At 70.4% G+C, this 11,581-nt stretch carries 12 protein-coding genes and 2 pseudogenes; 3 read left to right on the plus strand and 11 right to left on the minus strand.

Annotated elements, in window-relative coordinates; translation table 11 throughout:
* Both AB0C29_RS15700 and AB0C29_RS15705 read left to right on the plus strand, forming a co-directional pair.
* On the plus strand, positions 1 to 442 hold a 442-nt coding region (locus tag AB0C29_RS15700; protein WP_360820681.1), incomplete at its 5' end, for a hypothetical protein.
* Between the two features lie 50 nt (positions 443 to 492).
* Positions 493 to 1,089, plus strand: a complete 597-nt coding sequence (locus tag AB0C29_RS15705; protein ID WP_360820683.1) for a pentapeptide repeat-containing protein — start codon at positions 493 to 495, stop codon at positions 1,087 to 1,089.
* Between the two features lie 22 nt (positions 1,090 to 1,111).
* On the opposite strand, the gene AB0C29_RS15710 is transcribed toward AB0C29_RS15705, so the two are convergent.
* The 4 genes from AB0C29_RS15710 to AB0C29_RS15725 are packed head-to-tail and all read right to left on the minus strand — an operon-like array spanning position 1,112 to position 6,780.
* Positions 1,112 to 3,223 (minus strand): 3-hydroxyacyl-CoA dehydrogenase NAD-binding domain-containing protein, encoded by a 2,112-nt coding sequence (locus AB0C29_RS15710; protein ID WP_360820684.1) that lies wholly within the window; start codon positions 3,221 to 3,223, stop codon positions 1,112 to 1,114.
* Complete coding sequence (locus AB0C29_RS15715; protein WP_360820686.1) at positions 3,220 to 4,443, minus strand: acetyl-CoA C-acetyltransferase; 1,224 nt, start codon at positions 4,441 to 4,443, stop codon at positions 3,220 to 3,222. Before AB0C29_RS15715 ends, AB0C29_RS15710 begins: the two co-directional genes overlap by 4 nt.
* Entirely contained in the window at positions 4,433 to 5,644 is a 1,212-nt protein-coding gene (locus AB0C29_RS15720; protein ID WP_360820688.1) for an acyl-CoA dehydrogenase family protein, read from the minus strand. The genes AB0C29_RS15715 and AB0C29_RS15720 overlap by 11 nt, the downstream gene beginning before the upstream one ends.
* A gap of 17 nt (positions 5,645 to 5,661) precedes the next feature.
* Positions 5,662 to 6,780 carry an alpha/beta fold hydrolase gene (locus AB0C29_RS15725; protein ID WP_360820690.1) on the minus strand — a complete coding sequence of 373 codons (1,119 nt, stop codon included), beginning with the start codon at positions 6,778 to 6,780 and terminating at the stop codon, positions 5,662 to 5,664.
* 50 nt (positions 6,781 to 6,830) lie between these two features.
* On the opposite strand from AB0C29_RS15725, the pseudogene AB0C29_RS15730 reads away from it, so the two are divergent.
* Positions 6,831 to 7,382 (plus strand): annotated as a pseudogene (locus tag AB0C29_RS15730) (FAD-binding protein); the annotation flags it as partial.
* Here the strand turns inward: AB0C29_RS15730 and AB0C29_RS15735 are convergent.
* The 7 genes and pseudogenes from AB0C29_RS15735 to AB0C29_RS15765 all read right to left on the minus strand — a co-directional run.
* A pseudogene (locus AB0C29_RS15735) lies at positions 7,379 to 7,810 on the minus strand (ATP-binding cassette domain-containing protein); the annotation flags it as partial. The pseudogenes AB0C29_RS15730 and AB0C29_RS15735 sit on opposite strands and share 4 nt — an antisense overlap.
* Before the next feature lie 103 nt (positions 7,811 to 7,913).
* On the minus strand, positions 7,914 to 8,555 hold the full coding sequence (locus AB0C29_RS15740; RefSeq protein ID WP_360820692.1) for a PadR family transcriptional regulator: 642 nt from the start codon (positions 8,553 to 8,555) through the stop codon (positions 7,914 to 7,916).
* Between the two features lie 103 nt (positions 8,556 to 8,658).
* Positions 8,659 to 8,901, minus strand: coding sequence for a hypothetical protein (locus AB0C29_RS15745; RefSeq protein ID WP_360820694.1), 243 nt, complete (start codon positions 8,899 to 8,901; stop codon positions 8,659 to 8,661).
* A gap of 204 nt (positions 8,902 to 9,105) precedes the next feature.
* Positions 9,106 to 9,432, minus strand: coding sequence for a hypothetical protein (locus tag AB0C29_RS15750; RefSeq protein ID WP_360820696.1), 327 nt, complete (start codon positions 9,430 to 9,432; stop codon positions 9,106 to 9,108).
* Positions 9,433 to 9,551: 119 nt separating this feature from the next.
* Positions 9,552 to 10,031, minus strand: a complete 480-nt coding sequence (locus tag AB0C29_RS15755; protein ID WP_360820698.1) for a hypothetical protein — start codon at positions 10,029 to 10,031, stop codon at positions 9,552 to 9,554.
* Positions 10,032 to 10,730: 699 nt separating this feature from the next.
* Positions 10,731 to 11,063, minus strand: coding sequence for a YnfA family protein (locus tag AB0C29_RS15760; protein WP_360820700.1), 333 nt, complete (start codon positions 11,061 to 11,063; stop codon positions 10,731 to 10,733).
* A gap of 64 nt (positions 11,064 to 11,127) precedes the next feature.
* Complete coding sequence (locus tag AB0C29_RS15765) at positions 11,128 to 11,457, minus strand: hypothetical protein (protein ID WP_360820702.1); 330 nt, start codon at positions 11,455 to 11,457, stop codon at positions 11,128 to 11,130.
* Positions 11,458 to 11,581 lie beyond the last annotated feature (124 nt).

Genomic DNA, 11,581 nt, shown 5'->3' on the forward strand with positions numbered 1-11,581 from the left:
GGCCGGTGCCTCGGTCGGTGTCTCCGCGGGCCCGGCGGCAGTCGGGGCGTCCGCGGGACCCGGCGGGGCGCAGGCCGAGGCCACGTTCGGGCCGTGGCAGTGCGGCGACGAGCTGGACTGGGACATCGGCCACCCGGTGCTGGCCCAGCCGTGCCACGCGGTCGGCGGGGCGATCCGGGTGGTCGGTCACATGTCGGCGGGACCGGGTGTCCAGGCCGACATCTCCCTGTCGGTGCGGGACACGGCCACGGGTGAGGTCGCCGCGGGGCCGTACACCTGCAAGGCGATGATGTTCACGGACTTCGCCCCGGAACACACCTGCGGGCCGGTCGACCTGAAGGCGCCGCGCGGCCGCCGCTACGTGGTGGTGGAGTCCTGGGAGTACACCGGCCGGTCGCTGTTCCCGGGCGGCAGCGCGGAGGGCCGCGAGTTCACCTGGTGAAGCTTCTCCTGGCCCGGAAAGTGTCGGGGGTGCCCTCTAGGGTCTCCGGCATGGCACCTGAGACGCACCGCGTCGTGCGCACCGAGGAGTGGGACGAGGGCGTCGGCGACGAGAAGCGGCACGAGCGCATCGCCTTCGTCGACCTCGACCTGTGCGAGACGACCTTGCAGGCCGTCGAGTTCGAGGAGTGCACCTTCCGCGACGTGCGGTTCAACTGCTCGGTCCAGACCGACGTCGCGTTCGTCAACTGCACCTTCACCAACTGCTCGTTCTTCGACGCCACGTTCACCCGGTGCAAGCTCGTGGGCAGCATGTTCGACCGCTGCACGTACGACATCATGACGGTCGAGGACGGCGACTGGTCCTTCGCCGGGCTGCCCGGCGCGGCGCTGGGCACAGCCACCTTCACCGGGGTCCGGATGCGCGAGGCGGACCTGACCGGGGCCCGCTGCCAGGGCGCGACCTTCCACGGCGTCGACCTGTCCGGCGCCTCGCTGCGCAACGCCGACTTCACCCGCGCCGACCTGCGCGGCACCGACCTGTCCGCGCTGGATCCGGCGACGACCGAGATCCGCCACGCGATCATCACGGCGGACCAGGCGGTGGTCGTCGCGATGGCGCTGGGCCTCGACGTCCGCCCCGCCTGATGCCGTCCCTGGCCGGCCGGGGTCAGCGGTCGGCCGGCCCCGGGGGAGGGGTGAAACGATCGCCGTAGGTTTTCGCCAGTTCCGTGGCGCGCGCGGCGAAACCCGCCGGTCCGCCCGCGTACTGCTGGACGTAGCGCAGCACCCCACCGGTCCAGGCCGGGAAGCCGATGCCGAGCAGCGAGCCGATGTCACCGTCCACCGCCGAGCGCAGCACGCCCTCGTCCCGGCAGCGCAACGCGTCCAGCGACTCGGCGAACATCATCCGTTCCTGCAGGTCGATCAGCGGGACGGCCCGGCCCTCCGCGGTGGCCAGGCGGGCGATGCCGGGCCACAGCTTGCCCCGGCTGCCGTTGTCGTAGTCGTAGAAGCCGCGGCCCGCGGCCCGTCCGGGGCGGTCGTGCTCGTCCAGCATCCGGTCGACCACGGCGTGCGCCGGCAGCACCGGGAAGTTCCCGTCCGCGGCCGCCTCGAACTGGCGCCGGATGCGCCGGATCAGGGTCAGCGACACCTCGTCGGCCAGCGCCAGCGGTCCGGTCGGATAGCCCGCCTGCAGCGCCGCCTGCTCGATCGACGGCGCCGGAACGCCCTCGGCCAGCATGCTGATCGCCTCGTCCAGGAAGCGCCCGATGACCCGGCTGGTGAAGAAGCCCCGGCCGTCGTTGACCACGATCGGCGTCTTGCCGATGCGCCGGCCCAGGTCGAAGGCCCGGGCCAGGGCCGCGTCGCCGGTCTGCCGCCCGACCACGATCTCCAGCAGCGGCATCCGGTCCACCGGGGAGAAGAAGTGCATGCCGATGAAGTCCGCCGGGCGGCTCACCCCGTCGGCCAGGCCGGTGATCGGCAGCGTGGAGGTGTTCGAGGCGAGCAGCGCGTCCGGCGCCAGCACCGGCTCGACCTCGGCGAAGACCGCGTGTTTGAGGGCGGGGTCCTCGAAGACGGCCTCGATGACGGCGTCACAGCCGGCCAGCGCGGCCACCTCACCCGTGGCGGTGATCCGGGCCAGCACGGCGGCGGCCCGGTCCGCGTCCAGCCGGCCCTTGCCGACCTCGCGGGACAGCAGCTTCTCGGCGTGCGCGCGACCGCGCTGGGCGGCCTCCTCGGTGACGTCCTTGAGGACCACCGACAGGCCGGCGCGGGCGCACGCGTACGCGATCCCGGCGCCCATCATGCCCGCGCCCAGCACCGCCACCCGGGTCACCGGGGCGACCTCGACCGCGGGCCGGCTCGCGCCGTCGTTGACCGCCTTCAGGTCGAAGAAGAACGCCCCGATCATGTTCTTGGCGATCTGCCCGGTCAGCAACGAGACCAGATAGCGGGTCTCCACCGTCAGCGCCGTGTCCAGGTCCACCTGGGCGCCCTCGACCGCGGCGGCCAGGATCGCCTCGGGTGCCGGCAGGCGGCCCTTCAGCTGCTTGCGCAGATTCGCCGGGTACGCCGGCAGCTGTGCGGCCAGTTCACGGCCACCGCCGGGGATCCGGTAGCCGGGCTGGTCCCAGGGCTGGGCCGCGTCGGGGTGCGCGGCGATCCAGGCCCGCGCCCCGGCCAGCATCTCCTCGGCGGTGTCCACGACCTCGTCCACCAGACCGGCGGCGCGGGCGGCGGCGGGGCGCAACTGCCGCCCGGTCAGCAGGATGTTGGTCAGGGCGTCGGCCAGGCCCAGCATCCGTACGGTCCGGGTCACGCCGCCCGCACCCGGCAGCAGGCCGAGGGTGACCTCCGGGAAGCCGATCCGGGAGCCGGGCGCGTCCAGCGCGATCCGGCGGTGGCAGGCCAGCGCGATCTCCAGCCCGCCACCCAGCGCGGAGCCGTTGATCGCCGCGACCACCGGGCGGCCGAGTTTCTCCAGCCGGCGCAGGTCCGCCTTGATCGTGGTGAGCAGCGTGGTCAGCGCCGGCGCGTCGGCCGGGGTCGCCTTGATCATCTCGGGCAGGTCCCCGCCGGCGAAGAACGTCCGCTTGGCGCTGGTGACGATGACCCCGGTGATCTCGTCGCGCTCGGCCTCCAGCCGGTCGACAGCCGCGGTCATCGAGGCGGCGTAGGCCCTGTTCATGGTGTTGGCCGACTGGCCCGGGTCGTCCAGCGTCAGCGTGACGACGCCGCCGGGTTCACGGTCGTAGCGGATGGTGCCGGTCATGAGCACCTCTCGATGATCGTGGCGACGCCCATGCCGCCGCCGATGCACAGGGTGACCACGGCGCGGTGCCGGTCCCGGCGTTCCAGCTCGTCCAGCGCGGTGCCGAGCAGCATGGCGCCGGTGGCCCCGAGCGGATGCCCCAGCGCGATCGCCCCGCCGTTCACGTTCACCTGCTCGGGATCAAGCCCCAGCTCGCGGATGTACTTGAGCACCACCGCCGCGAACGCCTCGTTGATCTCGAAGAGGTCGATGTCCTCGACGCCGAGCCCGGCGGTGGCCAGCGCCTTGCGGGTGGCCGGGATCGGCCCGGTGAGCATCAGCGTCGGATCGGCCCCGCTGACCGCCGCCGCGACGATCCGCCCGCGCGGTGTCAGCCCGAGCTCCCGCCCGGCCGTGTCGGAGCCGATCAGCACCAGCGCCGCACCGTCCACGATCCCGGAGGAGTTCCCGGCGTGGTGCACATGGTCGATCTCCTCCAGCCAGTGGAACTTCTGCAACGCCACCGCGTCGAAGCCGCCCGCCGCGCCGATGCCGGCGAAGGACGGGCTGAGCTCGGCGAGACCTTCCCGGGTCGTGTCGGGCCGCAGATGCTCGTCCGCGGCGAGGATCACCCCACCGGTACGGTCCCGCACCGGCACGACCGAACGGGCGAAGTGCCCACCGGCCCACGCCTTGGCCGCCCGCTCCTGCGACCGCAGCGCGTACGCGTCCACGTCGTCCCGGCTGAAGCCCTCGAGGGTGGCGATGAGGTCGGCGCTGATGCCCTGCGGCACGAAGGAGGTGGCCAGCGCGGTCTCCGGATCCATCGCCCAGGCGCCGCCGTCGGAGCCCATCGGCACCCGTGACATCGACTCGACGCCGCCGGCCAGGAGCAGGTGGTCCCACCCCGACCGCACCTTGGCCGCGGCGACGTTGACGGCCTCCAGCCCCGAGGCGCAGAAGCGGTTGAGCTGGACCCCGCCCACGTGGTCGGGCAGACCCGCCAGCAACGCCGCCGCCCGGGGCAGGTCACCGCCCTGCTCACCCACCGGCGTGACGATGCCCATCACGAGGTCGTCGAGCCGGTCGGTGTCGAGGCCGGGCAGCCGTTCCCGCAACGCGTCGATGAGCCCGACGGTCAACGAGATCGGCTTGACGCCGTGCAGCGAACCGGTGGCCCGCCCCTTGCCCCGCGGCGTGCGCACCGCGTCGAAGACGTACGCCTGACCGTCAGAGCGCACGAGCGATCAGCTCCTTCATGATCTCGTTGGTCCCGCCGTAGATCTTCTGGGCGCGGGCATCGGCGTACATCTGGGCGATCGGGTATTCGGTCGTGTAGCCGTAGCCACCGAACAGCTGCAGGCACCGGTCCACCACCTCACACTGCCCGTCGGTGAGCCAGTACTTGGCCATGGCAGCGGTGGCGACATCAAGCTCACCGCGGACATGCTCGGCGATGCAGTCATCGAGAAAAACCCGGCTGACCCGGGTACGGGTGGCGCACTCGGCGAGGACCATGCGGGTGTTCTGATGCCCGATGAGCGGCTTGCCGAAAGCGGTGCGCTCCTTGACGTAGGCGACGGTGAGCTCGATCGCGCGTTCCATGGCGGCGACCGCGCCGATGCCGATGACCAGGCGCTCCTGGGGGAGCTGGCCCATGAGCTGGGCGAAACCGAGGCCTTCGGTGCCGCCGAGAAGGTTGGTGGCCGGGACCCGGAAGTCGTCGAAGAACAGCTCGGCGGTGTCGTTGCCCTTGAGACCGATCTTGGAAAGCAGTCGGCCCCGCCGGAAGCCGGTCGGCCCGTGCCGTGTCGCGTCGTCCTCGCGGACGCTGCCGCTTTCGTGCGTTTCTGCGCCCGCCTTGCCGGGGTCGCTGACTTCGCAGATCAGGAGGGAGACGCCGGAGGCGCGCTGGGTCGGGTCGGTCTTGGCGGCCAGGATGACGATGTCGGCCAGGCCGCCGTTGCTGATGAACGTCTTCGCGCCGTTGATCACGTAGTCGTCGCCCTCGCGGAGGGCCCGGGTGCGCATGGCTTGGAGGTCCGAGCCGCCGTCCGGTTCGGTCATGGCGATCGCGCCGATCAGGGTGCCCGCGCAGAGGCCGGGCAGCCAGCGCTGCTTCTGCTCCTCGGTGCCGTAGGCCACCAGGTAGCCGGTGACGATGCCGCTGTGGACAGCCAGCCCGAGACTGCTGTCGCCCGAGCGCATCTGCTCGTCGAGCAGCACGGCCTCGTGGGTGAAGTTGCCGCCTCCGCCGCCGTACTCGACCGGCACCGAGAGGCCGAGCAGACCCAGGTCACCGGCCTTGCGGTAATGCTCCCGATCGGGGTGGCCCTGGGCGAGCACCCGGTCGGCGTGCGGCCGGACCTCCTTGGTGAAGAAGGCCCGGACCAGCTCGGCGAGCTCGTCGTGTTCCGGCTCGCGCCACGGTGAGGCTCCCATGACTCCACCTTGGCCAGTTATTGGCGGACTGTCAATAGCTCGGCGCAGCGGGCCGGGTCGTCGGCGAACGGCAGGTGTCCGCAGCCCGGCAGCAGGACGTGCCGGGCGGTGGGCAGCTCTTCGCGGGCCCGGGCGGCCTGGCGGTGGTGCGGGAGGACCAGGTCACGCGTACCCCAGGCGATTGTGACCGGGATGCCGGTGAGCGCACCGGGATCGGCGCCGACCGGCAGTCGCCAGACGCCGAAGGCGCGTCGCGCGGCGGCGAAGCCCGGCGCGTGCGACAGGGCCCGCGCCGAGCCGAGGCAGTCCTCGGGCGACAGCCGGCTCGGGTGGCCGTAGAAGATTCCGCAGAGGGCGACGCGGCCGGCCCGGGTGGCGAAGATGCGGGGGAGGGCGGGCGCGAGGGCGCTGCCCAGGACGCGGGCGCCGCCGACCACGGCCTGGCACCAGCGTCGGCCGACGGGACCCCAGAAACCGATGGGGGCGAACGCGGTGACGGCCGACGCCCGGCCGCGCCGGCCGAGTTCCAGGGCGATGCCGCCGCCGAGGGAGCTGCCGGCCAGTTCGGGCCGGTCGAGGCCGAGCCCGTCGAGGAACGTGGCGACCACATCGGCGAGGTGACCTACCGACCCGGGAACGGGTGCGGCTTCGAAGCCCCTGGGGTCGTCCGCTGCCGGGTTGTCGGTGAAGCCGGGCGTTGCAGGGTCAGGTGTCAGCGGGCTGAGCGTTGTGGGGCCGGGCGTCGGAGGGCCGAGTGTTGCATTGCCGGGCGTTGCATTGCTGGGCGTTGCGTCGCCGGGCGTTGCATTGCTGGGCGTTGCATTGCCGGGCGTTGCATTGCCGGGCGTGGTGGGGCCGGGTGTGGTGGGGCCGGGTGTGGTGGGGCCGGGCGTGGTGGGGCCGGGCGTTGTGGGGCCGGCCGTTGCACGGCTGGGCCTTCCGGCCCTGTGGGGTTGGCGCGGGTCGTCGAGTGGCGGCCAGAGCGGGGATTCGCCGAAGCCGGGAAGGTCGACGGCGATCACCTCACGGTGGCGGGCCAGCTCGGCGATCAACGGATCCCAGACCTGGCGCCGGCTGCCCAGCCCGTGGATCAGGACCAACGGGGGCCCGCTGCCGCGACGCTCATGAGCCAGCATCACCGGCACCCCTTATTGACAGCCCGACAATAACGGTGCCACGGTAGCTCATGGCGTACGACTACGACGTCCTGGTCATCGGCTCCGGCTTCGGTGGGGGTGTCACCGCGCTGCGGTTGACCGAGAAGGGTTACCGGGTCGGCGTGCTCGAAGCCGGCCGGCGTTTCACCGACGAGCAGTTCGCCAGGACTTCCTGGCGGCTGCGGGACTATGTCTACGCCCCCGCGCTCGGCTGCTACGGCATTCTGCGGCTGACTTTGCTCCGCGACGTGCTGGTCATGTCCGGCGCCGGGGTCGGTGGCGGTTCGCTGGGGTACGCCAACACGCTCTACGAGCCGCCCGACGCGTTCTTCGGCGATCCGCAGTGGGCGTCGGTCACCGACTGGAAGGCCGAGCTCGCGCCCTACTACGACCAGGCGAAGCGGATGCTCGGCGTGGTCACCAACCCCGTCGAGACGTTCGCCGACGTCACGCTGCGTGCCGTTGCTGAGGATCTTGGGGTCGGGCACACGTACCGGCGTACCCCCGTGGGTGTGCTCTTCGGTGAGCGGCCCGGCGCCGCCGTGCCGGATCCGTTCTTCGGCGGGGCCGGGCCGGCCCGCCGGCGCATCCCGCCGGAGTACTTCTTCACCTGCCGGTCAGCCGCCTCGGCAAGACCGAACGCGTCGAGCAGGTCGGCCGCCCGCTCCCTGCCTCGGCGGCGTGAGTAGCCGAGCAGCCTGGCGAGCAGCAACAGGTTCTCCACCCCGGTGAGGTCCTCGTCGACCGACGCGAACTGCCCGGTGAGGCCCACCCTGCTCCGCACCGCCCGGGCGTCACGCACGACGTCGTAGCCGAGCACTTGCGCCTCTCCGGCATCGGGGCGCAGGAGCGTCGCCAGCATGCGGATCGCGGTGGTCTTGCCTGCCCCGTTCGGACCGAGGACGCCGTACACGCCCCCGGCGCTCACGGCCAGGTCGACACCGGCGACCGCGTGGGTCTTGCCGAAGCTCTTCTTCAACCCTCTCGTCTCGATCGCGAGCTTTCCCATGGGTTCGATTCCTTCTCTCGGTGTTGCGAACGGATTAGTTAAGCTAGTCAAGTTTGACTACTTGGCCAAAGTGCACGAGGACGAAACATCTAGTCAAGTTTGATTAGAAGCGTATTTTGAGGTGATCGGAGACCGTTCGCCACGAACCCGGATCATCAGCCATGGTGTAGGCGCCCTCAGACAGTCGTTTGCTCAGGCTCTTCGCCCACTCCAGTTCGGTGCGTGCGTGTCCCGCCCACAGTTCGGCCTGATCGCGGACGTGCTCGGGGGTGTCCCGATTGGGGTGCTCCCGCCACTTGGCCTGCACTACGAGCTCCGCTTCCAGGCGCGCGACCCGCTCGTTAACGTGCGCGATGGCATCTGTCCTGGTCAGCATGGGCAACATGGCGATGGACGCGTTGAGCATGTCCGGGTCGTGGGTGCGCCGCAGACCGTCGCGGACCAGTTCGACCATCTCGTCACGTCCCCGAGCTGTCGCGCGGTACAGAACGCGCTCCGGCCCAGAGTTGCCCGGCTCGGCGTGTTCGGTGAGGAGGCCATCAGCCGCCGCCTTCTTCAGCGCGTGATAAATCGAGCCGGGCTTGATCTTGGCCCAACTCTCCGCACCCCAGCTCTGCAGTTCGGACCGCACCTGGTAGCCATGCGCGCCGCCGGAGAGGTGCACGATACCGAGCACCAGAAGCTTCGTCGCCGACACGCGCCCACCTCCGCTCAACCCTCGCGTCTCGATCGCGAACTTTCCCATGGGTTCGATTCCTTCTCTCGGTGGTGCGAACGGATTGGTTGAGCTAGTCAAGTTTGATTACTTGGCCAAAGTACACGAGGAGGAAACATCTAGTCAAGGTTGATTAGGAGCGTATCTTGAGGTGATCGGAGACCGTTCGCGACGAACCCGGATCATCGGCCATGTCCCGATTGGGGTGCTCCCGCCACTTGGCCTGCACTACGAGCTCCGCTTCCAGGCGCGCGACCCGCTCGTTAACATGCGCGATGGCATCTGCCCTGGTCAGCATGGGCAACATGGCGATGGACGCGTTGAGCATGTCCGGGTCATGGGTGCGCCGCAGACCGTCGCGGACCAGTTCGACCATCTCGTCACGTCCCCGAGCTGTCGCGCGGTACAGAACGCGCCGCCGGAGAGGTGCACGATACCGAGCACCAGAAGCTTCGTCGCCGACACGCGCCCACCTCCGCTCAATCTGCTCGGACTCGCTCCGCTTGCGCGCCCGCCAGGGTGGTGTCAACTCCCACCAACACTAGGGTGCTCTCCTGGTCCGGGCGGTATCAGCACTGACCTACAAACGGTGCTGGTGGAGACCTCCAAAGCCAGAGAAGCGCGGCGCCGACACCCCATACGCCACCGAGAGGTCGAGCGTGGACCATTCCGCCTGGTTGAGGTTGAGCCCCACCCAAAGGCTGTGCATGTTCAACCCCATGTTCCAGGCAGCGCGGGTCACCTCGGAGGCGTTGCGGCTCGCCTGTTCGAGCGGCGTGAGCGGAGCGGCAGTGTGCACGACCCCGCCCACCGTGACCGATGTCCCGGCCGGCACGAATACCGTTCCGGTATATGCGTGCGCCATGCCCTTGATACGGCGAGCCAGCACCTCATATTGCTGCCGCATTGTCGCGCTTAGTGGCGTTCGGGAGAGTGGTTAATCCCGGCGTTCCCAGGTAACCGTAATCCTTGACCGTCGCGTTTCCGGCGTGCATGGACTCGTGCAGAACGAGAACGGTGGCGGCGTCAGTGCCGGGCGTGTCGATCGTCTGCGGGGACAGTGCCATCCGGGCGCTGTTGGTGAGGCCGCCGACCCCGACCTCGGCGTTGTAACCGGAGCGATCGGTGACGATCCGATCCGTTGGTGTGCAGGTAAGCCAGGCGGCCGGCCGCCGCGGCGTAGCACGCCCGGGCGCTCGCGACGTTCGCGGCGCCGAAGACGTCGCCCAGGTGCGCCGTGGCCGCCGGCGCCATTACGAGCCCGATCAGAGCGGTCGCGCTGGTGACCAGCGTGGCGATGTTCGCGGTGTCGGTCGCGCTGCGGGGACCGGTGTTGATGAGCTCGGGGTCGCCGAGCACGAGCACCGGGCGGAAGCTACGCAGAGCGGCGGCGAGAGTCCGGGCCCGCCCCACAGCCGTCATGGCGCCGTACGCGGCACCCGAGCCGGCGACCGTATGCGCGGCCGTTGTCACCGTGGCCCGCTCGGCGGGGGTGAGCTCGGCCATCGCCCGGGCGTTAAGCCGTTGGAGCCCCGCCGCGTGCGCGGCAGGGTCCGTGGCGGTCCCCGTCCGCGAAGGGTCAGAGTGACCGCGCGATTGCCGGCGAGCCTCAGGACCAGCACCAGATTGCTCTCGGCCGACTCAAACAACACGTCCGTGCCGTCATCCAAGGTGTACTGCACGAAGTCCGCCACTACAGATTGAGGTACAGCTGCGCGGCTCGTCCGCGCGGGCATGCCTAATGGTCGTGGTTTCCGTGCGTGCTGGATCGGTGTACCAGATGTCCACTCGCCCCTCGCCTGACACTTCATACGTGACCGCGGCGACTCGCGGGGCTCTGCTCGGCGTGGTGTAGGGGGACGCGGACGGCTGCGGCGCCCCAGCCTGGGGTGTTGCCTGCCGCTCGTACACCCAGACGACAGCCGCCGTGATGATCGCTAGGACGACCGCGGTACCGACCACCAGCGCGGAGCGACGGCGTTGCCGCCATTGCCAATCCTGTGCTGTAGCGCCCACCGATTGTCCCCTCGCGTGCATCGTGACGATCGGCGACATTCGATCACGACGACGAGAAGCTGCGCGATCCGCACCTGGCCTTGAACCCTCGTCGAAGGCTGCCCAAGAATTGGCCTGAAACGTAGACTGCCTTCCGACCGGACACAGACGGCTCGTCGAGAGCCCCATCGGCATCCCAGGCGCGGTGAGTCAGTGCCTGGGCGCGTACATGATCACCGCGACGCCGATCAGGCAGATGGCGGCCCCGGTCAGGTCGTAACGGTCGGGTCGGAACTTGTCGACGACGACGCCCCAGGCCAGCGAGCCGGCGACGAAGATGCCGCCGTAGGCGGCGAGGATGCGGCCGAAGTTGGGGTCGGGTTGGAAGGTGGCGACGAAGCCGTAGGCGCCGAGGGCGGCGATGCCGGCGCCGATCCACAGCAGGCCCCGGTGTTCGCGGACGCCTTGCCAGATGAGCCAGGCACCGCCGATCTCAGCGATGGCAGCGACGACGAACAGCAGGATGGATCGGATGATCGTCATGGGCGTATCGCACCACACCGGTGAAGTGCGGCAACGGCGGGTGCGGTGCCACAGCGGCTGTGTTTCAGCAGCCGCACCCTGCGCCGCCACATCCGCAACCGCTGCCTGCCACGGTGGCGCGGCGGGCGTTGCGGCGGCGGTGGAGCCACCACATGCCCAGCGCGAGCACGGCCAGGGCGGCGGCGACCGCGAGCAGGGTCTGCTCCAGGATCGCCGCGCCGGCGCCGGTGAGCACGCCGGCCGTGATCAGCAGCGGGATCGCGCAGCAGGCGGCACATGCCAGCGCGGCCAGAGCGCCGGTGACCTTGCTCCGGGTCGGCGGGGCGTTGCCAGCCGTCGGTGTAGTTGGCGGGTGCGGTTCCGTGCCGGTGAGTGGTCGGATGGGCAGACTCATGCAGGTTCTCCGATGTTGTCGCGCCGGTCGGCGGTGCCGATGGTGAGGAACGGGATCGGGCAGTCGGCGCAGGTGCAGTTGGTGAGGCTGTCGCACCGCGCGTCGACGACCTCGGTCAGCGAGG

Origin of the sequence: Actinoplanes sp. NPDC048791, assembly GCF_040650095.1 — a bacterium.
Lineage (GTDB): Bacteria > Actinomycetota > Actinomycetes > Mycobacteriales > Micromonosporaceae > Actinoplanes.

Excerpts from the sequence above, each read along its gene's own strand:
- AB0C29_RS15705 (WP_360820683.1), top strand. The coding sequence starts at position 493 with ATGGCACCTGAGACGCACCGCGTCGTGCGCACCGAGGAGTGGGACGAG.
- AB0C29_RS15710 (WP_360820684.1), bottom strand. The coding sequence starts at position 3,223 with ATGACCGGCACCATCCGCTACGACCGTGAACCCGGCGGCGTCGTCACG.
- AB0C29_RS15720 (WP_360820688.1), bottom strand. The coding sequence starts at position 5,644 with ATGGGAGCCTCACCGTGGCGCGAGCCGGAACACGACGAGCTCGCCGAG.
- AB0C29_RS15725 (WP_360820690.1), bottom strand. The coding sequence starts at position 6,780 with ATGCTGGCTCATGAGCGTCGCGGCAGCGGGCCCCCGTTGGTCCTGATC.
- AB0C29_RS15740 (WP_360820692.1), bottom strand. The coding sequence starts at position 8,555 with ATGGGAAAGTTCGCGATCGAGACGCGAGGGTTGAGCGGAGGTGGGCGC.
- AB0C29_RS15745 (WP_360820694.1), bottom strand. The coding sequence starts at position 8,901 with ATGGTCGAACTGGTCCGCGACGGTCTGCGGCGCACCCATGACCCGGAC.
- AB0C29_RS15750 (WP_360820696.1), bottom strand. The coding sequence starts at position 9,432 with ATGCGGCAGCAATATGAGGTGCTGGCTCGCCGTATCAAGGGCATGGCG.
- AB0C29_RS15755 (WP_360820698.1), bottom strand. The coding sequence starts at position 10,031 with ATGGCCGAGCTCACCCCCGCCGAGCGGGCCACGGTGACAACGGCCGCG.
- AB0C29_RS15760 (WP_360820700.1), bottom strand. The coding sequence starts at position 11,063 with ATGACGATCATCCGATCCATCCTGCTGTTCGTCGTCGCTGCCATCGCT.
- AB0C29_RS15765 (WP_360820702.1), bottom strand. The coding sequence starts at position 11,457 with ATGAGTCTGCCCATCCGACCACTCACCGGCACGGAACCGCACCCGCCA.